The following is a 22,674-nucleotide window of genomic DNA, read 5'->3' as shown; positions in this document are numbered from 1 at the left end:
TCAACATTCAAAAACTATTCCAAAGTATGAGCATTCCATCTAAATATGATGCAAAACAAGTAGAAAATAAGTGGTACGACTACTGGATGACCCATAATTATTTTCATTCAACACCAGATGAAAGAGAACCATATACTATTGTTATTCCTCCGCCAAACGTCACAGGAGTATTACATATGGGGCATATGTTGAACAATACCATTCAAGATGTTTTGATACGTAGGGCGCGTTTACAAGGAAAAAACGCTTGTTGGGTACCTGGAACAGATCACGCTTCTATTGCTACAGAAGCAAAAGTGGTCGCTAAATTAAAAGAACAGGGGATTGATAAAAACGATTTAACACGTGATGAATTTTTAGTTCATGCCTGGGAATGGACCGATGAATATGGAGGTGTTATTTTAGAACAACTTAAAAAATTGGGCTGTTCTTGCGATTGGGAGAGGACTAAATTCACAATGGATGACGACATGTCTGAAGCGGTCATTAAAGTGTTTGTCGATCTATACGAAAAAGGTTTAATTTACCGCGGTTACCGTATGGTGAATTGGGATCCGGAAGCCAAAACCACTTTGTCTGATGAAGAGGTTATTCACGAAGAACGTCAGGGTTTATTATACTATTTAAATTACAAGATTGAAGGTAGTGATGAGGTGTTAACCATTGCAACAACACGACCGGAAACCATTTTTGGAGATACTGCTATCTGTATTAATCCAACCGATGAACGCTTTGCACATTTAAAAGGGAAAAAAGCAATTGTTCCTATCTGCGGGAGAGTTATTCCAATTATAGAAGACGAGTATGTAGATATAGAATTTGGAACGGGTTGTTTAAAAGTAACTCCTGCCCATGATGAAAATGATAAGGGGTTAGGTGATAAGCACCAATTAGAAGTGATAGACATTTTTAATGAAGATGCGAGTTTAAATAGCTTCGGATTGCAATTTGAAGGTCAAGATCGTTTTGTGGCTAGAAAAAATGTAGCGGCACTATTAGAAGACACTGGTATTTTAGTGAAAACGGAAACACATACTAATAAAGTAGGTACATCAGAACGCACAAAAGCAGTGATAGAACCGAGATTAAGTGACCAGTGGTTCTTGAAAATGGAGGACTTAGCAAAACCGGCTATTGAAGCAGTGTTGGGAGAAGATTCTGAAATTAAATTATTTCCAAAGAAGTTTGAAAACACGTACAGGCATTGGATGGAGAACATTCGCGATTGGAATATTTCGCGTCAACTGCTTTGGGGGCAACAAATCCCTGCGTATTTCTATGGCGATGGCAAAGAAGATTTTGTTGTGGCAGAAAGTATAGAAGGTGCTGTGGAGAAAGCGAGAGTAGCAACTTCAAACACGGAACTTCAAGCTTCAGACTTGAAACAAGACACAGATGCACTAGATACCTGGTTCTCTTCTTGGTTGTGGCCAATGAGTGTTTTTGATGGTATTAGAAATCCTGAAAACGAAGACATAAAATACTATTACCCTACAAACGATTTGGTTACCGGTCCGAGATATTTTATTCTTTTGGGTGGCTCGTATGATTATTGCGGGTTATGAGTATAAAGACCAAAAACCATTTAATAATGTATACTTAACCGGATTGGTTCGCGATAAGCAACGCCGGAAGATGAGTAAAAGTTTAGGAAATTCGCCCGATGCTTTAAAACTGATTGAGGAATATACTGCAGATGGTGTTCGTGTAGGTTTATTATTAAGTAGTGCCGCAGGAAACGATTTAATGTTCGATGAAACCTTATGCCAGCAAGGTAAAGGCTTTGGAAATAAAATTTGGAATGCGTACCGCTTAGTCGATGGGTGGGAAGTAGATACCAAGTTAGAGCAACCGCACTCGAGTAAAATAGCTATTGAGTGGTACGAATCTAAATTTCAAAAGGCATTACTAGAAATAGAAGACCACTTTAGTAAATACCGCTTAAGCGATGCTTTAATGTCTATTTATAAATTGATTTATGATGATTTTTGCGGCTGGATGCTTGAAATGGTTAAGCCTGCTTACCAACAACCCATTGATGCAAAAACATTAAAAAGTGTGATTTCAATTTTTGAGGAAAACTTAAAAATAGTGCATCCGTTTATGCCATTCTTAACAGAAGATCTCTCGGCATTATATAGCTGAAAGAACACCAGAAGAAGCATTAATCGTTTCAAAATGGCGGAAGCTAAACCAATAAATGACCGTTTAATTTCTGAATTTGATTTTGCATCTGAAGTAATTTACGGTATCCGAAACATTAGAAAACAAAAGAACATAGCATTTAAAGATGCGATTGGTTTTTCGGTAATTAATAATGAAAAAGTGAGTACTTCTTTTGATGCCGTGATTGCTAAGCTAGGTAATTTAGAGACTATAGATTACGTTCAAGACGCTGTAGAAGGCGCATTGACTTTCAGAGTGAAGTCTAATGAGTACTTCATCCCAATGGAAGGGAGTATAGATGTTGAAGCTGAAATTAAAAAACTGTCTGAAGAATTAAGTTATACTGAAGGTTTCTTAAAATCGGTTAAAAAGAAACTCTCAAACGAGCGTTTTGTTGCAGGAGCACCGGAGCAGGTCATTGCCGGTGAACGTAAAAAAGAAGCAGATGCCTTGGCTAAGATTGAAACCTTGAAGAGTAGCTTGGATAGTTTGAAATAAAACATTAAAAGAAAATAATTTAAAGAGCCTTTTCAGATTTGAAAAGGCTCTTTATTTTTAATTTCCTTGTTATATGAAAGTTTTGCTGACTGATTTCTAATTACAGAATCTGAAATATAGACTGTCGTATACTCGCAGACTACTGCGCTAATAAACATTAGAAGAGGCTCTTTTTATAATCCTTCGGCTAGTACGTCTATTTAAATGCCGCTTGAGAAGAGTGACTGTGGGAGTCTTGCGATATTATTTTCGACCTAATAAGATGAGTCTGTCCAATCAGTAGGAATGAATGAACTTCATTGTAGTGAAGACCGCTTTGGCTTTTTTTCTTTATCTAATTTTTGGTATGGATACGTTTTCCGTAAGGCTTAGCTCCCTTTTTTTGATAGATGGACCAAAATATGTGGTGTCTGTTTATCTATGTTTTAGACTTTCTTCAAGATTATTTTATAATGGCCTTGCTGAAAAAAGAGCAAGGCCATTTACTTACAAGATTATAGGCATCTGCAATATGCAGATGGATTATTATCATCATTGCTTAAAAAGCAACCTTGACGAGGCGGGCAGCCATCATTTCCAGTTAGATAGCAATCGATGTTTGAATCTGTACATGGTCCTCCAGGGGGCCTTATTCCTCCTAATATTGTTTTTTGTTCAGCATTAGATAACGTTTTTCCTAAATTTTTTAAATGTTTCATAATAAAATGTTTATAAATTAAATAAGCTGTGATCATTAAAGACGCTCACAGTTTGCGTCTATTCCTCGCGAGAGCATATTTTTACTATTTAAAGATGTCTTTAATTTGATAAAAGAAACGTTCTGCTAGCCTTAAGTCTTCAGTAATAACTTCGGCATTGCCGCGCATTTCTTGTTTAAATTTTATTTCTTTATTATAGGAGGTTATTAAATGTTTTGGGAGTTCCACATCAATTAAATAAAAGCCTTTGTCATCTGGAATGGCGGAGATTTTATTAATAGTTCCCGTTAAAAAACCAAATTCAGTTTCCGGATAGTTTTCTATGCTTATATTTACTTTCTCGGCCTGTTTTTAATTTTCCTGAGTTTAAAATTGGCGTTTTTAATTTCGCGATATAGTCCAAATTTTTATTGGGGATGATGGTAAACACCAGATCACCAGCGGTAACCGTTTCATTCACAGTTTTAAAATTCATAAAAGAGACTTTTCCATTTAATTTAGAGGAGAGCACGTGGGTGTTTTCCCAATCTTTTATTGCAATTTTTAATTGATTGAAGGATTGTAAAACATTTTTTAAAAGTTTGATTTCTTCCCGGGTATTATTAATTTTATTGCCTTTTCTTGTGGTATTCGCATTACTTATAGATTCCCGTATTTGTGAAATGGAAGCCTCGAAACTCTTAAAATTTCGCTGGGCTTGCGCATATTCTATCTCATTGTTTTCATACTCCAATTTGGCGATGATTCCTTTTTTATAAAGCGTTTTGTTTCGTTCTAATTTGTTCTTTTTATAGGCCAGTTCAGCACGGTTGATTTCTAATTGCGATTTAGAATTGGCTAACCTTGTGTGCAATTCAGAGAGTGTTGTTTTGTTGGCTAAAGCTTCATTAGAAAAGGGTTGTAATTCTTTATTTAATACATATTGGATATAATTGTTTTCAAAAATGGCAAAATCATTATCTATGTTGCCTAAAAACAATAGTGGGATGTCATTAATTGGGAAGTAAAACGCTTGCGTGTTTGGTTTAATGGTATCTAAGATGCTCTTAAGCAAAAACACGTCTTTATAATTGGCAGTGTTCTCTAAAATGGCTAAAGGTGTATTTGGAGTGACTGTAGCATTGTCTTTAACTAATATAGCCTGAATGCGACTGGTTATTTTAGCATACTCTTTTTGAGGAGGGATTTTAGTGGTTACTAGGGCTTGTGCACTAATAACATCCGGATATTTAATAAAAAACGATAAGGCTAGAAATAGTACAATTAATAGTAAAAACACCAGATTACCATAGCGTATCATCCAATGCGGGACATAGGATAAGATATCTTGTACCTGCTCACTTCTTAATTCTATTTCTTCTAGTTTTTTTGACATTAACTTCCGAGTTCTAGTTGGTTTTTAACCTGATTATAATAATTGCCTTTTTTAGCGACGAGTTCTTTATGGCTCCCTTTTTCCACTATTTTCCCATCGTCTAAAACCACGATTTGATGTGCATTTTTAACCGTACTTAATCTATGGGCTATAACAACAACTGTTTTGTCTTGAAAAAAGGTGTCTAAGTTTTTCATAATGACCTTTTCGTTATTTGCGTCTAACGCACTGGTTGCTTCATCGAAAAACAAATAGTCCGGATTTTTATATACTGCCCTTGCAATAAATAAACGTTGTTTTTGTCCCGTACTTAATCCCGTACCTTCTGCGCCTATTTTAGTATTATAGCTCAGCGGCAAAGATTCTATATAGTCCCTAATATTTGCGACGTCTATGGCGTGAGCTAATCTTTCTTTATCCACAGTGTCTTCACCAATGGCTATATTATTAGCAATGGAATCATTAAAAATATAACCTTCTTGCATAACCACACCATAATGGTCGCGCCAAGATTTTTGTGAGATATTCTGTATGGACAATGTATTGAGTAAAATGTCTCCTTGATTGGGCTTATAGTATCCTAAAAGGAGTTTCATTAAGGTTGTTTTACCACTACCACTGGTGCCTACAATAGCTGTTGTTTTGTTTGCTGGAATGGTTAAATTCAAGGCTTTTAACACCTCAATATCCGATCCTGTATATTTAAAAGTTAAATTATTTATATGTATAGCGCCGCTTTTAGGGAGGTCTTTGATTTTATTTTGGGGATCTATTTCCTCATTATCCATATTGTGTATTTCGCTGAGACGGTCTAACGATATTTTAGCATCTTGTAACTCTCTAACAAAACTAATAAGCTGTTGTACAGGGGAGTTTAATTGACCCACGATGTAAGAAATGGCTAACATCATCCCTAAAGTAATTTCTCCATCTATGACTAATTTTGCAGATAATATGGTAATTAAAATATTTTTAAGTTCGTTGATGAAAGAAGAACCGACACTTTGTGTTTGCTCTAATGCTAAACTTTTTATAGACACTTTAAATAATCGAGCCTGTGTGTGCTCCCAAGCCCAACGTTTTTGTTTTTCGGCATTATGAAGTTTAATGTCTTGCATACCATTGATAAGCTCAATCACGGTACTTTGTTCCTGGCTTAGGGCAGAAAAGCGTTTGTAATCTAGAGTCGCACGCTTTTTAAGAAAAATCTTAATCCAAATAAAGTATAAAAGGCTTCCTATTAAGAAAATCCCAAAAATTTGTAAACTATAATAAACCAGTACAAAGCTAAACACTATAAAATTAACCATAGAAAACAACACGTTTAATGAGGATGTTGTTAAAATCTGTTCAATACGTTTATGATCGTTGATACGTTGTAGTAAATCTCCTGTCATTTTTATATCAAAATAGGAGATGGGCAGTAGCATTAATTTAATGAAGAAATCTGAGATTAATGAGATGTTAATTACGGTACTGATATGCAGTAGTATCCAGCTTCTAATAATTTCTATTCCTGTTCTACCAATAAACAAAGCAATTTGTGCAAATAGAATAAGGTAAATAAAGTTTAGATCTTGATTTTTTATTCCGACATCTACAACGCTTTGAGTTAAAAAGGGAACAACAAGTTGTAATAAACTAGCGGCTAGTAGACCAATACAAAGTTGGATAATAAACTTTTTATATTTAAAAAGATACTTCGATAAATACCGGAAGTTGAATTTTTGTTCATCATCTTCAACAAATTCATTGTCATAAAATTTTGGTGTGGGATCTAAAAGCAGTGCTACCCCTTCTTGAGTCGTTTCTTTAGCATTATTACCAATCCGTAATTTAAGAAACTCTTGTTTGGTATAGGTTATCAATCCATATCCAGGATCTGAGATATAGTAGCTGTCTTTTTTTATTTTGTAGAGCACAACATAATGGTTTTTATTCCAATGCAGAATACAGGGTAATGGTGCTTTTTGTAATTCTTCTAATGTCAATTTTACGCCTAAGGAACGAAACCCAATGGCTTCACTTGCATCGCTAAGATTGAGTAAGTTACTACCTTCCCTCGTAGTCTCGCTAATCGTTCTAATTTGAGTAATAGACAAACTCTTGCCATAATACTTAGCAACAATTTTTAAGCAGGTTGGCCCACAATCTTTCGATTCGGCTTGTTTATATGTTGGGAATTTTTTCAAAAATCGAGTATTGTTTTAATAATAGTAGTGAAATAAAAAGTTGAGTTTGATGATAAAAAAGAGCGCGCAAGTAATAGTTAACCGGTTCGCGCGCTTCGAAAATACAATAATTTTAAAGTAACAGTGGGGATTAGAGTTAGTCATTACAATGCGTTCCACCACCAAAAGGACTACTATTAAAAATAATAGGAATAATAATTCAAATTGGTCCATAATTATATTTTAAACGAAGATATTGAGTTTTGCTAAATTTAAAAGGAAAAGGAAAAGGAAAAGGAAAAGGAAAAGGAAAAGGGAAAGACCAGCTCTCCCTTTTCTACCTTCAATAAAAACATAATTAAAGACATACTCCATTCATACCTGCTCCAGCGCCTTCACCATATTGACAACGACAAGTGCTAGGATTAAAACATTTCCCTGGAGAACAGTTTACTGTTAAACCACCACAAGAACTGCCACCACCTGTGCCACCGCCCGTGCCACCATCATCGATTGGGTCAAAAGGCCCTGGTCCACATCCTATACAACCGCCATTAATCGTTTTTTGTTCGGCCGGAGTTAAAGCTTTTCCCAAATTTCTTAAATTCTTCATAAATAAAATAGTTTTAAATTATATTTGCCGTGAACATTTAAAGACACTCACAGTATGTGTCTATTCTTCGCGAGAGAAATAGTGTTCAAAATGCAAAGCCCTTTATACGAGGGCTTTGTCATTTTTATATATATTGTTCTAATTTTACGGTGTTACAATTATTATTGTTCACCCATTCTGAAAGTTCTTCAATAAAATAAATTAAATCTGTTCTATCATAAGCTTTTGGGTAAGACTTCCCATTTATCAATAATTCGGGGTAAAGTTTATCTTATGCGTCCGGCACCAATCTTTTTCTTCTTTCAAGAGTTGAATATAGGGTTCGGATTATTACAGTCATTCCATTTTGATAGCCATTTATCAGCTTTTGGCTCATTATATATGGAATGCATTGCTTCTAAACATTGTTTTTCTCCTTCTGTATGGTATATCTCTAGAAGTCTTGAGGTTATTCTTACCACGTCACTTTTCTCATTTTCTGTGCTCATATTAAACCGGATCCGCATTTTTACGTCGCGGGCGTATACTTTTAAAAGGTCTTCTACTAAATGATGTACAGATTTGCAATGTCCGCAGAATGGATTGGTAATGATTGTGATATTAAGATGGGCTTTCTTGTTTCCAAAAATTATTTCTGAAGGATTTAGTATACTAGTATCCACCGTTTCGTTTTTTTCTAAAAGGGTATTAAATAGTTCAAAGTTTCTTTTAAATTTTATAGATTCAATTTTCAGTTTATTAAAATCTTGCTCGTTCTTCAGTTTTAAAACAATAAAAACCCAAAAGCTTGTGGTTGCAATAAAACTGAATACTATTAGTAAAACACTTAGGGGGCTTATATTGGAAATAGAGATGTCAATAAAAGGGAATAGAGCGGCTTGTAGAATTAATATGGAAACCACTGTTAAACAAAGAATGCACCAACTCTTTGCAACAAAGGCTTGATAATATAAAGAGTAGATTATTGCAGGTATGGTTATAATACTTATTGTTATAATGGGATTGTATTCTATTTTTGCGATACTTAATAAAAACCATGCAAAACTTATAGCAGAGAAGTAAATAAAACTAATATCACTTAATTTAAAACTTTTAAGGAGGTAAGCTCCCTTGGAGTTTAATACCGTTTCGCAGTTTGTTGTTTTGCTTTCTTGAGAACAAATACTGTCTACTATTTTAGAATTTATGCCTAAGTCATACTGCACAATTAATAAACTAATTCCAACCCCAATGACAGAAAGCACGAAATGTATTATGTCAAAAGGATTTTTATTTGTTATAAAAAACAGGGTTATAAAAAGAAATAACAAAAATGAAACTAATATTTTGTTGTGGTTACTCTTTTTAATAGAAACATTATTTTCATCCTTTTCCACAGCGACCATAATTCCTGTAAATTCTAATAAGAATGTTTGTGCAGAAACCCTTTTAGATTTTTTACGATTAAAAACGAGGGTGTAGTTTACACCGTTATTATTAACAAGAACAAATACATGTCCCTCAGGTGTTTTTACTTGTGCCAAAAAGTGGTTTGGAAGTTGAAGTAATGTATTTTCATTTACAGGAACTTCAACGGCTAAATTTTCAATATTAAAATGTGATAAAACGCCAGTTATGGCATGTAAGCTGGGGTATGAAGGATGACTTTGTATTTGAAAATTTAATTCCTTAGAATCAATTTTTATTTTATTTTTTCGCAGTAATTGGTCTACAAGATAAATAAGTGAGTTTTTCAATTTATTAACGTTTATTCGTTAGTCTATTTTGATAGTTTTGGGAGAGTTAATATAAATTTTATTTAAATCTATAAAATAAATACTATGGTATAATATAAAAAATGTGATTATTGATATATTTATGTTAAAATTCAACTTTTCATTACGGTTTTTACCGTAATGAAGCATACTTATATCTTACGATGGTACTTTTTAGCAAATGATGTGGTTTAAAAAAGCACTTTTTTTCCTGTGACTTCATGAACTGGTAAATGCTACAGAGAAAAACAAGACTTTTTTTATTGAATATGAATGTGGAAACAAGGCATTAGCATGTTTAAAGCGTAATGGTGGTAATGCGTAAAACGCATACTTTTTAACATATTTAATTCATGATGTTAAATGTATTTAATAATAATACGATAATAATACATAGTATTAAGATTAATTAAATATTTAAATGATTAAATCATTACTAATAAATAATATATTTGACCCAATCTAACAAATACAATAACCTGATATGAAAAATTTAAAATATACACTTGGCATGTTAATTTTTTTAGGTTTAGCGGTGTCCTCTTGTGTGGATGAAGCCTCTAAAAAAGCCGAGGCAGAAGCACAACAAGCGGAAATGGAACTAAAAGCTGAAATGAGAAAAGACTCTATCGAAGCCGAGAAAACGGCGCGATTAGAAAGAGAAATGGTGGCTAATAATAGAACAACAATAAACGGAATTTCTTATGTACGCTCCATGGATAATGAAGTAAAAGCCTTGCAAATTAGTGGCTGGGACGGTTTTAATAGCCTATCTATAGAAATGAAAAAGTTGGAAGGGGCAGATATGATGACCATGAAATCTACCTTGACAAGTCTTGCAAAAACCATAGCGGCCGTAAAAACAACGCGACCGGAATGGATGATGACTGAAGAAATTTCTGAAGACATTAAGGACCTGGAAAAAGAATACAATGAATTCTTAAAAGAAAAAAATGCCAAAGAAAAAGAAGTTATTGAAAATATGGAAGAGATTAATGAAGCGTATGCCGATTTAGTTGAGGAGATTAATGAAACGTTCGATAAGTACGTTAAGATAAACCGTAAAGCGAATGAAGAGTATAACGAAGAGATGCAAGACGATGGAGATACAGATGATGCCATTGAAGAGTACAATGAAGAAATTAAAAAATTAGATAAAGTAGCAGACGACAGGAAGAAATAAGAACTTGTGGTTTATACACAATTAAAAACCTCGCATTTGCGAGGTTTTTTTATACTAGATATAGTTATCTAAAAATTAGACCGCTACTATGCTTATCTAGCATGCGTCTATCATATCCTCGCGAGAGCATGTTTTTACTATTTAAAGATGTCTTTAATTTGATAAAAGAAACGTTCTGCCAACCTTAAGTCTTCAGTAATGACTTCGGCATTGCCGCGCATTTCTTGTTTAAATTTTATTTCTTTATTATAGGAGGTTATTAAATGTTTTGGGAGTTCCACATCAATTAAATAAAAGCCTTTGTCATCTCGGAATGGCGGAGATTTTATTAATAGTTCCCGTTAAAAAACCAAATTCAGTTTCCGGATAGTTTTCTATGCTTATATTTACTTTCCGGCCTGTTTTTAATTTTCCTGAGTTTAAAATTGGCGTTTTTAATTTCGCGATATAGTCCAAATTTTTATTGGGGATGATGGTAAACACCAGATCACCAGCGGTAACCGTTTCATTCACAGTTTTAAAATTCATAAAAGAGACTTTTCCATTTAATTTAGAGGAGAGCACGTGGGTATTTTCCCAATCTTTTATTGCAATTTTTAATTGATTGAAGGATTGTAAAACATTTTTTAAAAGTTTGATTTCTTCCCGGGTATTATTAATTTTATTGCCTTTTCTTGTGGTATTCGCATTACTTATAGATTCCCGTATTTGTGAAATGGAAGCCTCGAAACTCTTAAAATTTCGCTGGGCTTGCGCATATTCTATCTCATTGTTTTCATACTCCAATTTGGCGATGATTCCTTTTTTATAAAGCGTTTTGTTTCGTTCTAATTTGTTCTTTTTATAGGCCAGTTCAGCACGATTGATTTCTAATTGCGATTTAGAATTGGCTAACCTTGTGTGCAATTCAGAGAGTGTTGTTTTGTTGGCTAAAGCTTCGTTAGAAAAGGGTTGTAATTCTTTATTTAATACATATTGGATATAATTGTTTTCAAAAATGGCAAAATCATTATCTATGTTGCCTAAAAACAATAGTGGGATGTCATTAATTGGGAAGTAAAACGCTTGCGTGTTTGGTCTAATGGTATCTAAGATGCTCTTAAGCAAAAACACGTCTTTATAATTGGCAGTGTTCTCTAAAATGGCTAAAGGTGTATTTGGAGTGACTATAGCATTGTCTTTAACTAATATGGCCTGAATGCGACTGGTTATTTTAGCATACTCTTTTTGAGGAGGGATTTTAGTGGTTACTAGGGCTTGTGCACTAATAACATCCGGATATTTAATAAAAAACGATAAGGCTAGAAATAGTACAATTAATAGTAAAAACACTAGATTACCATAGCGTATCATCCAATGCGGGACATAGGATAAAATATCTTGTACCTGCTCACTTCTTAATTCTATTTCTTCTAGTTTTTTTGACATTAGCTTCCGAGTTCTAGTTGGTTTTTAACCGGATTATAATAATTGCCTTTTTTTGCGACTAAGGTGTCGTGATTTCCTATTTCAACTATTTGTCCTTGATCTAAAACCACGATTTGATGTGCGTTTTTCACCGTACTTAATCGATGTGCAACAACAACCACGGTTCTATCTTTAAAAAAGGTGTCTAGATTTTCCATGATTACCTTTTCGTTATTAGCGTCTAGAGCGCTGGTTGCTTCATCAAAAAAGAGATATTTAGGGTTTTTATAAACGGCTCCGGCAATTAATAGGCGTTGTTTTTGACCCGTACTTAATCCCACACCCTCTGAACCTATTTTGGTGTTGTATGAAAGCGGCAAAGATTCTATATAGTTCTTAATATTTGCGACTTCTATGGCATGTGCTAATTTTTGTTTATCTATAGTGTCTTCTCCAATGGCTATATTATTAGCAATGGAATCATTAAAAATGAAGCCTTCCTGCATCACCACACCATAATTATCACGCCAAGTGGTTTGTGATAAGTGTTCAAAAGCGATAGTGTCTAAGTGTATTTCTCCGTTTCTAGGAGCATAAAATTTTAATAATAATTTTAGTAATGTTGTTTTACCACTGCCACTGGTTCCTACAATAGCTGTTGTTTTATTGGCAGGAATTAGTAAGCTTAAATCTTTTAATACATCAGTATCTGAACCGGTGTAATTAAAGTAAAGGTTTTTGATTTCAATATTTGCGTTTGAAGGAATGTCATGAACTTTGTTTTGTGGTTCTAATTCCTCGTCATCCATATTGTGAATTTCTCCTAAACGATCCAGTGAAATTCTAGCATCCTGTAATTCTCTAACAAAGCCAATAAGTTGTTGTACAGGGGAGTTTAATTGGCCAACGATGTAAGAAATTGCTAACATCATCCCTAAGGTGATTTCTCCGTCAATGACTAATTTAGCAGAAAGTACAGTAATAAGAATATTTTTAAGTTCATTGATGAAAGAAGACCCCACACCTTGAGCTTGTTCTAAGCCTAAACTTTTAACAGATACTTTAAATAGTTTTGCTTGTGTATGTTCCCAAGCCCAACGCTTTTGCTTTTCGGCATTGTGTAATTTAATGTCTTGCATGCCATTGATAAGCTCTATTACTTTACTTTGTTCTTGACTGGAAGCAGAAAACCTTTTGTAGTCTAATGCCGCTCTCTTTTTAAGAAAAATTTTAATCCGGAAAAAATAAAGGACACTACCTATGAGAAATACAGCAAAAATCTGTAGGTTGTAATACGCTAAAACAAAACTAAAGACGATGAAGTTCACCATAGAAAAAAGGACACTTAGTGAAGACGTGGTTAAAATCCTTTCAATACGACTGTGGTCGTTGATGCGTTGCATGATGTCTCCTGTCATTTTAGTATCGAAATAGGAGATAGGTAATTTCATTAACTTTATAAAAAAGTCTGAGATCAATGAGATATTTATTCGCGTACTAACATGTAATAATATCCAACTTCTAATAATTTCTATACCGGTTCTACCAAGAAATAAAGAGATTTGAGCAAAGAGTATTAAGTAGATGAAATTTAGATCTTGATTATTAATACCAACATCAACAATACTCTGTGTTAAAAAAGGAACCACTAGCTGCAGCAAACTCGCGGCAAGTAGGCCAATGCAGAGTTGAATAATAAACTTCTTGTATTTTATTATGTATTTTGATAGGTATGTGAAATTAAATTCAATTTTTTCACCCTCTTCCAATGCATTCGTGTAAAATGCTGGAGTAGTATCTAATAATAAGGCAATGCCTTCTTGAGTTGTTTCTTTGGCATTCTGTCCTATCCGAACTTAAGAAAGTCGTCTTTTTTATATTCCAATAACCCAAAGCCGGGATCTGAAATATAAAAAACGTCTTTTTTTATTTTATATAGTACAACATAATGGTCCTTATTCCAATGTAGAACAGTAGGTAGAGGAACTTTCTCAAGTTCTTTTAAATTCAATTTCACACCTAATGACCTAAAGCCAATAGTTTCGCTTGCATTACTTAAATTAAGCAAACTACTGCCTTCTCTTGTGGTTTCACTTATGGTTCTAAGTTGTGAAATTGACAAGCTTTTTCCATAATGTTTGGCAATAATTTTTAAGCAAGTAGGGCCGCAATCTTTGGATTCGGTTTGCTTGTATGTTGGGAATTTTTTCAAATTATTTTTGTAATAATTGCCAAAGAAAAAATTTCTTCTTTGGCAATTGTTAAATTAAAAAGCAACATAATGGCATTTAAGTCCATCGATTGTAGTTCTGCAACTCGGTGTCATTAAAGAACCATCTCGATTTTCTTTCATTGGGCAATCGTCTGCGCTTTGGCATTCGTCGACATAATTTGAACCTCCAAAAGTGCTTACGTATCCAGTATTTGCGGCTGGAGTAAAAATATAACCACCTTGAATGGTTTTTTGTTCCGCTTTAGATAAAGCTTGTCCTAAGTTTTTTAAATTTTTCATAATAAAATATTTGTAAATGGTATTACCAGTGAACATTTATAGACACTCACAGGCTGTGTCTGTTTTTCTTGAGATAATTGGCATCAAAAACGCGACCTTTGGTATAACGGCGGCCGATTTAATGATGTATATAGGGGTTCTTTTGGTTTTAAATTAATGGCTCTTCAAAGTCATTTTGAAGAACCATTAATGGGTTTTGACTTTATAGCTTATAAGCTGCCAAATGCTTCAGGTCTACCATCACACAATCCTTCATTATTTGTGTAAGGGTGGCATTTATTGTCATAATAGCCACAACACTGACCTGCAGGACATTGTGAGTGAACAGTGCAAAGTGGTTGAGGTCCATCGTCGCCACCTGGTGGTAACCAAGTGCCATCAGGTATTCCTCCGTAAATCATTTTTTGCTCAGCTTTTGATAAAGCATGTCCTAAATTTTTAAAATTTTTCATAATTAAAATAGTTGATAATTTAATTTGCCGTGAACAGTTAAAGACACTCACGGTTTGTGTCTCTTCCTCGCGAGAGAATAAGGTTGCAAAATGCAAAGCCCTTTTAATAAAGGGTTGCTGTTTTTATATAGTATTTTGTAGTTGATATGGCTGTGTGTTTACGCTACAGGCCTCGCTTAAATCCTCAATAAAATATTTTAAATCACTTCTATCATAGGCTTTAGGGAATGATTTACCATTAATTAAGATTTCCGGTGTGAAATTTATGTTCTTCTCAAAACACCATTCGTATTCGCCTTGTAGTATGTCTGCATAGATTTCAGCATTGTCGGCTGTCCCCCATTTGGTTAGCCAAGATTTTGCGTTGCCTTTATTATAAATGTCATGCATGGCTTCTAAACACTTTTGTTCACCTTTTGTATGGAATAGTTCTAGGAGTTTACTAGATACCAATACGCCATCACTTTCTAAATTACTAGTGTTTATATTGAATCTTACCGTAGCATTAAATAAAGTATGATATTGCTTTAAAATCGACTCAAGGATATTATGTACGCCTTTACAATGGCCGCAAAAAGGATTGGTTATAATTGTAATATTTAATGGTGCATTCTTGTTTCCTAATACGATTTCGGGAATAGTAGTTAATACGGTATCCACGGTTTCAGATTGTTGCAAAAGGGTGTTGAACACCTTAAAGTTTCTTTTAAACTTGCTGGATTTTATTTTTAGTTTTTCAAAAGCTTGCTCTTGTTTTAATTTTGTATTGATGAATAGCCAAATGGAAGCTGTTGTAATAACAGGAAGAACAACGAGTAGGCTCGATTTAAGATTTAATATTGAAAAATGGAAGTTGAAAATGAAAAAAAGCGACGCTTGAAGGGTTAAAACAGATGCTACGCCTAAGCACAAGACACACCAGTTTTTTGAAATGTTAACTTGATAGTATATAGAATACAAAACTACCGGTAAGCCCGCTAAGCCTATTAGATATAAGGAGCTTAAAGAGTTGTTTGTTAAGCTTAATAAAAGCGAGGCAAAACTAAGTGATATGAAATAGACAAGACTAACATCACTCAGTTTTACATTCTTATATAGCGTTGCGCCTTTTGAATTTAAAACCGCATTACAATTAGTGGTTTTACTTTCTTGGGAGCAAAAAGTATCTATAATTTTAGAGCTTAATCCTAAATCGTGCTGAATGATTAAATAGCTTATTCCAACACCTATTAATGATAACACAAAGTGAATGGACGCCATTAAACTTGGATTAGACATAAAAAATAGAAGGACAAATAAAGTCGTAGCAATACCAAATAATAATGGTTGCAGGTTTTTGGTATATGGTTTCTCTTTTGTCTCCGTCTCATCTTTTTCAACCCCAACTACAATACCCGTAAATTGATCTAGAAAAGTTTGTAATGACACTGTTTTGTTTTTTTTATTACTCACAATGATTTTATACTGTAAGCCCTTATTGATTACAAATGCGAAATGAAACTCGGTATCAATTTTGATTTGTGCTATAAAAGTTTTTGGAAGTTGAGATAAAATAGCTTCAGTTACAGGAACTTTAATGGCTGCATTCTCAATATCAAAATGGTTTAGAACGCCTGTTATAGCGTGTAAACTGGGATAGGATGGATGACTTCGTATTTGAAAGTCTAATTCTTTGCTATCAACGTTTATTTTATTGTTTTGAAGAAGCGATTGTACTAAAAAGGATAAAGTGTCTTTCAAAATAATTAAGAATTGGTTATTTTCTTAATTGTTCCTGAAGTCTAAGAGTTGTTACCCACGAATTTTATTTTTTTTATTATAAAAAATAGGATTGCTATAAAAAGAAGCGCTAAAGCTATGTAAAATAAGACATTGTATGATGTGTATATGGCCGTAGCATCTCCAATTAAAATCAAAGAAGACCAGTAATACGGAGAGACATCGCTTAGTGAGTGGGTATGGATGTAGTCTAATTTTGCTTGTCTAAGTGAGGAGCTTTTAGTCTTTCCCTCTTTAAGATAGCGATAAAAGTTGGTGGTGATTTCTGAATTAGACTTATCGTTAACATTCCATAGTGAAGACACAACACTATTGGCTCCGGAATAAAAGAAGCCTCTAGCCAAACTAAAGACGCCTTCACCGGCATTCATCTCTCCTAAAGAACTGTTGCACGCGTTCAACACGACTAGCTCGGCTTGGTTTTTTGTGGTATAGAGTTCGTTTAAGTATAGTTTTTCGTTTTTAAAAGCAATCCAAGGCGCAATGGAGTCGTTGGCATTCGCGTGAGTAGATAAATGAATGATTTTGTAATCCTTAGCTTTAGAAAAGAAATGCTCTTTGGTAGCCGAGTCGTCTAATAGCACCAAGCCATCTAATTGATTGCCTATAGTAGTAGTTTCAATCTTACTGCGAGGCAAGGTTTGTAAATGATCGTAATTAAAGGACTCCGGGGCAAAACCTATAAATGAATGTGGGGCATCCCGCTTTATGCTCTTATTAGAATTCAAGAAGGTTAAAGAATAGGCATAGGAGATTTCAAAATCTTCAATGAGGTATTTGTGATCTTTGTTTAAACTTTCAAAGGGTAAGTTTTGGAGTGTTTGATCAGGAATTATTAATAATTGGTCATTCTTTTTTAAAATTGAATCTATTTCAAAAGGGAATAATGTAGCGTAAAGATTTTTGGAGGTAGCTCGACATTCTTCAAGGTCAAAATTATTATTAAACGGTTTGGATATTAATTTTAAGTATTTATTTATGCTTAAACCTAGAGGTTCATTTGTACTAAGTTTCTTTAAAAGCGTTTTTTCTTTAGAAATAAATAAAACATAACTATTCTTTTCTCCTAATATATATTCAAGAATGACTCTGCCATCTGTTAAATTATTTTTCACTGTCTTAAGATTTATAAGATCTAAAGGTTGACTTAATTTATAATGCCCAGGGTATACTTTCTCTAATGTTTTAACAAAAGCTCTATATTTTATTTTTAAACTGTAATATTTGTCTTGTAACAAGGTATTACTGCTGATACTCATTTTATTTTCTAGAGCATATATTCTCTTTTTGAAATCTAAATCTTTTTGTAACACGCTTACAGGTACCACTGATCTATTTTGAGTGTTGTTTTTAACAATATTTTCTAATAGCAGGAGCGCTTTGTTTTTCTCTATGAAATAAAAAGCAGTATTTGGTTTTTCTAATTTATAACAAGCATCTACGCCAAGTGCATAGACTTGAGACGCTTCTTTTTGCCAAAATAGTTTAGATTCTTTTTCTGAACTCTCTAATCTCACAATGTCTAATAGTTTATCTATAACTATGATATTTTTGTAAGCAATGTTGAGCAGTTCTTTATTTTTTGAATGCGTAACATTCTCAAGAATATAACGGGCTTTCTCTTTTAAAATAAGAATAGTGAGTATCTTATTATTAGATAGTTTTAAAAGTTTCAAGTCAGGGGTAGAGGTGTATGACGTGTCTATTTCACTGGGTAGTGTTAATTGTAAGGCAGTGTTTAAACTCTTTAAGGCTTCGTGTAACTTATTTTTATTATTAAAGAAGTCGGCTCGATTTAAATATAGTTTCGCAAGATTAGTGTCCTCTTTTTTTGCGAAAGTTATGGCCTTATTTATGTAATAAAGTGCACTATCTTTTTTTTCTAAATTTAATAATTTAGCAATATTGTTTGAAGAGGCAACTATTCGCAAAGAGTCATTGTTTCCAATGGATGTTTTCAATGCTTTTAAGTGATAATATTTGCTTTTTTCAAAATTGTAAGTTGGACTAGGAGAACTGTAATATATACCATATTCATTAAGTAATGAATAGTAGTCACCAGGCTTTAAAGTAATAATATTACTCAGAGAATCTACTTTATTTAAAAGAATGGCATTTTCCTTTAAGGTTTCTTTACTTTCAATAACTTGATTTAGGGTTATGTTGTTTAAATAAATAAGAGGGAGCCTTTTTGTGCTTATCTGTTCGGGGCGTGCCAATCCTTTTCTAAAATAATTTTTGGCATGATAATAATCTCCTAATTTTTGATAATTTTTCGCGTTTTCACAATAGGCCCGGTAAGTTTTTTCATCAACGCTGAAACTATCAGTGACGAGATTGTAGGTATCTATGGATTTCGAATACTCTTCATTTTTAAAAAAAAACAGCCCTAAATTAAATAGGCTGTTTTTTTGCTTTTCAACGCTAAGGTGTTTTTTGTATTTTACTTCTTCTAGAGCATATTTAATAGCTTTAGGATAGTCCTTTTTAAAATAGTATTCATACGAAGCATCATGTGCAAGGTTGGCATATTCAGTTAATTTATTCTGATTGTACAAAACCCTTAATAAACTGTCATAAGAATTCAATGTTGTATTATTCAATTGTTGTGCAAAAGAGTTGCAAAAAAATAAAAAAATAAAGTAGATCACTATTTTTTTCAATATCCTAAATTTTAGTCTTATTAATTACAGCCCCCAATACTACTACATATATCAAAAGTAGTAATATCTGTGTCATCATTAATTGCGATATCTTTAGTTCCTCCTATAGGTACTCCTGAAGGTAAGGCTGGGCACGTTACTGTGGTGCTATAATAAATAGCACTATCTAAAGTCCATATTTCACGGTACTCTGAGACGGTTATATATCTTATAAGGCCTACACAATCAGCCCAACTTGCCCTTGTTGTTGCTTTTTGTGTTTCAGTAGCTCCATAATCATAGGTCACTATATACTTTATTGTTTGAATTGTATAGTCTTCTTCTTCTTCAATTGGATCTATTGGAATTTGCCATCCATCTCGGTCTGTTAGCCGATACAATGGATGTGTCTTCTAGGAGTCTTTTTTCTTCTTCAATGAAAGAGTTGTCATTCGAGCAATTGTAAAATAATGAGAAGCATAATCCTAATGCTAAAATTGTTTTTCTTGTTGTTATCATAGTTATTATTTATAGGTTTCTATATTTATGTATCGAAATAATTATATTTGTTACCCGTCAAATATAAAATTATATTACACTATTTGATGAAATACCAATCTGACTTAAAGCCTAATTACATTTAGAGACCCGAACAGCTTTTCTGTATTTACAAAAACTGTTTTCCAAATGTAAAATAGGTTGTTAGGCAAAATAAAGATGAATTGGGAGATGTTAATTTCATTTTCACAAAAAAGTAAGTTTCTTTTACTATTCGATTTTCTTTTTTTCATAAGTCTAAGCGTTGTTACTCACGATTTTTGAGTTTTTTTTATTAAAAAAAATAAAAGTATCAAAAATATTATACTGAAAGTTATGCAATACATCAAGGTGTATTGAGGATAAATGGACGTAGCATCACCAATTAAAATTAATGAAGACCAGTAATACGGAGAGACATCGCTTAGTGAGCGGGTATGGATGTAGTCTAACTTGGCTTGTCGTAACGCCGCGCTTTTAGTCTTGCCCTCTTTAAGATAGCGATAAAAGTTGGTGGTGATTTCTGAATTAGACTTATCGTTAACATTCCATAGTGAGGACACAACACTATTGGCTCCGAATAAAAGAAGCCTCTAGCCAAACTAAAGACGCCTTCACCGGCATTCATCTCTCCTAAAGAACTGTTACACGCGTTCAACATGACCAGCTCGGCTTGATTTTTTGTGGTATAGAGTTCGTTTAAGTATAGTTTTTCATTTTTGAAAGCAATCCAAGGCGCAATGGAGTCGTTGGCATTCGCGTGAGTAGATAAATGAATGATTTTGTAATCCTTAGCTTTAGAAAAGAAATGCTCTTTGGTAGCCGAGTCGTCTAATAGCACCAAACCATCTAATTGATTACCTATAGTAGTAGTTTCAATCTTACTGCGAGGCAAGGTTTGTAAATGATCGTAATTAAATGACTCGGCGCAAAACCTATAAATGACTGTGGGGCCTCTCGCTTTATGCTCTTATTAGAATTTAAGAAGGTCAAAGAATAGGCATAGGAGATTTCAAAGTCTTCAATGAGGTATTTGTCATTATTTTTTAGGCTTTCAAAAGGTAAATTTTGAAGGGTGTAGTCCGGGATGATGACTAATTTATTTTTTAGTATCGTGGGGTCTTTTATCGGTAATAATGTGTTGTAAAGATAATGAGCGGTTTTGTTATAGTTTTCAAGTTCTTCAGAAGTTTTTAAAGGGTGACGGATACGTTTTAAATACTCATTAATTTTGGTTTCCAAATTTTTGGTGTCACCTAAGTCTAATAACCTGGTGTTATCTTTAGTTATTATTAAAAGGAAACCGTGCTCTTTATTTATAATATATTCTAAAATGGTGGTGTGGTCGTCTAAGACCTCTTTAATAGAGGCTATGTTTTCAACGTGAATGTTTTGTTTGGCATTATAATATGCAGGATAACTTACTTCTAAGGATTTTATAAAGTTGTTATAGTCAATTTTTAGGCTATGGTACTCGTTTTTAAGTGCACTGCTTTCAGTAAGATTAAGTTGGTTTTCTAGCGCATAGATGCGTTTTTTGTACTCTTGTTCTTGCTGTAAAATAGCTGCAGGAAGGCTTGAATTTGTTTTGTTTTTAATATTCTCAAGTAGCAGCAGTGCCCTATTTTTTTCTATAAAATAGAAGGCCTCATTAGGTTTATTTAATTTATAACACGCTTTTACCCCTAGCATATAGATGTTTGATGCTGCTTCTTGCCGCAGCAGTTTAGAGTCGTTCTCTAAGCTTTCGATTCTTATAAAATCAATCATTCGATCTGCTAAGGAAATGCTTTGATAAGCCAGTTGCAGTAATTCTTGATTTTTTGATAATTCGTTATCTTCTAAAATGTATTTTGCTTTATTTTTTAAAGCTAGTGTTGAAAGCGATGGATGTTTAGAAGCCGTGAGTGTTTTAAAGCTTGGTGAAAACGTTATCGCACTGTCTGTTTTGGTAGGGAGTGTTAATTGTAATGCAGATTGCAATGTTTTTATGGCATTACCCGTATCATTTTTATTAAAATAATATTCAGCTTTATTAACATATAGCCTTGCAAGTGTCAAGTCCTCTTTAGCATATTTTATACCATTTGTGATATAATACAACGCACTATCCTTTTTTTCAATATTGTATAATACAGCCAAGTTATTAGAAGCTTTAAAAATCATTTCAGAGTTTTTATCTGCAGTGGCTTTTTTTAGAAATTTCGTAAAGTACTCTTGGCTTTTTTTAAAATCATAGTTCAATTCGTTTTTATAAAACAAACCATATTCGCTGTAGCGTTGATAGTTATTATGGTTACTAAATTGAGTAATATTATCTAATGAGTCTATTTTTTTTATAAGGTGGTTGTTTTCATTTAAACTTTGAGTAGTCCCTATTTTAGTGTTAATTGCAAAATAGTTTAAATATAAACGAACTAAACGAGTCGTTTTTATTATTTCGGGTGTGACAACCCTTTTTTATAATAATTTCTTGCTAAATAAAAATCGCCTAATTTGTCATAATTTCTTGCATTTTCACAATAGGCTCTATAGGTGAATTCGTCACTGCTAAAACTATCAATCACTTTGTTATAAGCGTCAATAGACTTCGAATATGCCTGATTTTTATAAAAAAACAGCCCGAGATTAAACAGGCTGTTTTTTTGTCTTTCTACTGGTAAATGTTTTTTGAATTTTACTTCTTTCAATGCGTATTTAAGCGCCTTTACAAAGTCACCTGCTTTTCCATATTTAACTGAAACATCATGCGCTAAAGTGGCATAATTTTTCAGTTCACTATTAATTTTATAAGCATTGAGTAAACTGTCAACGTTTTTATTTGACTGTTGTGAAGATGCTTTTAAAAAAAACAGAAGTAGTGATACCGTAATTAATAGCCTCAATA

At 33.3% G+C, this 22,674-nt stretch carries 15 protein-coding genes and 3 pseudogenes; 2 read left to right on the top strand and 16 right to left on the bottom strand.

The window, feature by feature from the left end; all coding sequences use genetic code 11:
* Window positions 1-26 precede the first annotated feature (26 nt).
* Window positions 27-2,664: pseudogene (locus N7U66_RS09365) on the top strand (valine--tRNA ligase).
* 782 nt (window positions 2,665-3,446) lie between these two features.
* Here N7U66_RS09365 and N7U66_RS09360 read toward each other — a convergent pair.
* The 5 genes from N7U66_RS09360 to N7U66_RS09340 form a co-directional block, all read right to left on the bottom strand.
* Window positions 3,447-3,590, bottom strand: coding sequence for a hypothetical protein (locus N7U66_RS09360; RefSeq protein ID WP_267678270.1), 144 nt, complete (start codon window positions 3,588-3,590; stop codon window positions 3,447-3,449).
* 73 nt (window positions 3,591-3,663) lie between these two features.
* On the bottom strand, window positions 3,664-4,737 hold the full coding sequence (locus N7U66_RS09355; RefSeq protein WP_267678275.1) for an HlyD family secretion protein: 1,074 nt from the start codon (window positions 4,735-4,737) through the stop codon (window positions 3,664-3,666).
* Window positions 4,737-6,929, bottom strand: a complete 2,193-nt coding sequence (locus tag N7U66_RS09350; RefSeq protein ID WP_267678274.1) for a peptidase domain-containing ABC transporter — start codon at window positions 6,927-6,929, stop codon at window positions 4,737-4,739. The genes N7U66_RS09355 and N7U66_RS09350 overlap by 1 nt, the downstream gene beginning before the upstream one ends.
* Before the next feature lie 337 nt (window positions 6,930-7,266).
* Entirely contained in the window at window positions 7,267-7,521 is a 255-nt protein-coding gene (locus N7U66_RS09345) for a hypothetical protein (protein ID WP_267678273.1), read from the bottom strand.
* Between the two features lie 302 nt (window positions 7,522-7,823).
* Complete coding sequence (locus tag N7U66_RS09340) at window positions 7,824-9,257, bottom strand: vitamin K epoxide reductase family protein (RefSeq protein WP_267678272.1); 1,434 nt, start codon at window positions 9,255-9,257, stop codon at window positions 7,824-7,826.
* Between the two features lie 502 nt (window positions 9,258-9,759).
* Here N7U66_RS09340 and N7U66_RS09335 point away from each other — a divergent pair.
* Window positions 9,760-10,458, top strand: coding sequence for a hypothetical protein (locus N7U66_RS09335; RefSeq protein WP_267678271.1), 699 nt, complete (start codon window positions 9,760-9,762; stop codon window positions 10,456-10,458).
* 137 nt (window positions 10,459-10,595) lie between these two features.
* Here N7U66_RS09335 and N7U66_RS09330 read toward each other — a convergent pair whose 3' ends face one another.
* The 11 genes and pseudogenes from N7U66_RS09330 to N7U66_RS09280 form a co-directional block, all read right to left on the bottom strand.
* The gene (locus N7U66_RS09330) at window positions 10,596-10,739 is read right to left on the bottom strand and encodes a hypothetical protein (protein WP_267678270.1); all 144 of its coding nucleotides are present in this window, start codon (window positions 10,737-10,739) and stop codon (window positions 10,596-10,598) included.
* A gap of 22 nt (window positions 10,740-10,761) precedes the next feature.
* Window positions 10,762-11,886: an HlyD family secretion protein gene (locus tag N7U66_RS09325; protein ID WP_267678269.1), complete on the bottom strand. Its 1,125-nt coding sequence runs from the start codon at window positions 11,884-11,886 to the stop codon at window positions 10,762-10,764.
* A pseudogene (locus N7U66_RS09320) lies at window positions 11,886-14,077 on the bottom strand (peptidase domain-containing ABC transporter). Before N7U66_RS09320 ends, N7U66_RS09325 begins: the two are co-directional and overlap by 1 nt.
* Before the next feature lie 54 nt (window positions 14,078-14,131).
* A complete protein-coding gene (locus N7U66_RS09315; protein WP_267678267.1) occupies window positions 14,132-14,377 on the bottom strand; it encodes a hypothetical protein in 246 nt (81 codons plus the stop codon).
* 209 nt (window positions 14,378-14,586) lie between these two features.
* On the bottom strand, window positions 14,587-14,778 hold the full coding sequence (locus N7U66_RS09310; protein WP_267678266.1) for a hypothetical protein: 192 nt from the start codon (window positions 14,776-14,778) through the stop codon (window positions 14,587-14,589).
* 174 nt (window positions 14,779-14,952) lie between these two features.
* Window positions 14,953-16,569, bottom strand: coding sequence for a vitamin K epoxide reductase family protein (locus tag N7U66_RS09305; RefSeq protein WP_267678265.1), 1,617 nt, complete (start codon window positions 16,567-16,569; stop codon window positions 14,953-14,955).
* A gap of 41 nt (window positions 16,570-16,610) precedes the next feature.
* On the bottom strand, window positions 16,611-19,211 hold the full coding sequence (locus tag N7U66_RS09300; RefSeq protein ID WP_267678264.1) for a CHAT domain-containing protein: 2,601 nt from the start codon (window positions 19,209-19,211) through the stop codon (window positions 16,611-16,613).
* Between the two features lie 80 nt (window positions 19,212-19,291).
* A complete protein-coding gene (locus N7U66_RS09295; RefSeq protein ID WP_267678263.1) occupies window positions 19,292-19,651 on the bottom strand; it encodes a hypothetical protein in 360 nt (119 codons plus the stop codon).
* A 408-nt stretch (window positions 19,652-20,059) separates the two neighbouring features.
* Window positions 20,060-20,628, bottom strand: a pseudogene (locus N7U66_RS09290) (CHAT domain-containing protein).
* A 20-nt stretch (window positions 20,629-20,648) separates the two neighbouring features.
* Window positions 20,649-22,049 carry a CHAT domain-containing protein gene (locus tag N7U66_RS09285; RefSeq protein ID WP_267678261.1) on the bottom strand — a complete coding sequence of 467 codons (1,401 nt, stop codon included), beginning with the start codon at window positions 22,047-22,049 and terminating at the stop codon, window positions 20,649-20,651.
* A gap of 173 nt (window positions 22,050-22,222) precedes the next feature.
* A complete protein-coding gene (locus tag N7U66_RS09280; protein ID WP_267678260.1) occupies window positions 22,223-22,672 on the bottom strand; it encodes a tetratricopeptide repeat protein in 450 nt (149 codons plus the stop codon).
* Between the last annotated feature and the right edge of the window lie 2 nt (window positions 22,673-22,674).

It is taken from the genome of Lacinutrix neustonica (genome assembly GCF_026625145.1).
Lineage (GTDB): Bacteria > Bacteroidota > Bacteroidia > Flavobacteriales > Flavobacteriaceae > Lacinutrix > Lacinutrix neustonica.
Note: the sequence above shows the minus strand (reverse complement) of the source record. Positions and strands in the feature narration are given on the sequence as shown.

Bases quoted from the DNA above. Each gene is read 5' to 3' on its own strand.
- N7U66_RS09315 (WP_267678267.1), bottom strand. From the start codon at position 14,377: ATGAAAAATTTAAAAAACTTAGGACAAGCTTTATCTAAAGCGGAACAA.
- N7U66_RS09355 (WP_267678275.1), bottom strand. From the start codon at position 4,737: ATGTCAAAAAAACTAGAAGAAATAGAATTAAGAAGTGAGCAGGTACAA.
- N7U66_RS09335 (WP_267678271.1), top strand. From the start codon at position 9,760: ATGAAAAATTTAAAATATACACTTGGCATGTTAATTTTTTTAGGTTTA.
- N7U66_RS09310 (WP_267678266.1), bottom strand. From the start codon at position 14,778: ATGATTTACGGAGGAATACCTGATGGCACTTGGTTACCACCAGGTGGC.
- N7U66_RS09345 (WP_267678273.1), bottom strand. From the start codon at position 7,521: ATGAAGAATTTAAGAAATTTGGGAAAAGCTTTAACTCCGGCCGAACAA.
- N7U66_RS09325 (WP_267678269.1), bottom strand. From the start codon at position 11,886: ATGTCAAAAAAACTAGAAGAAATAGAATTAAGAAGTGAGCAGGTACAA.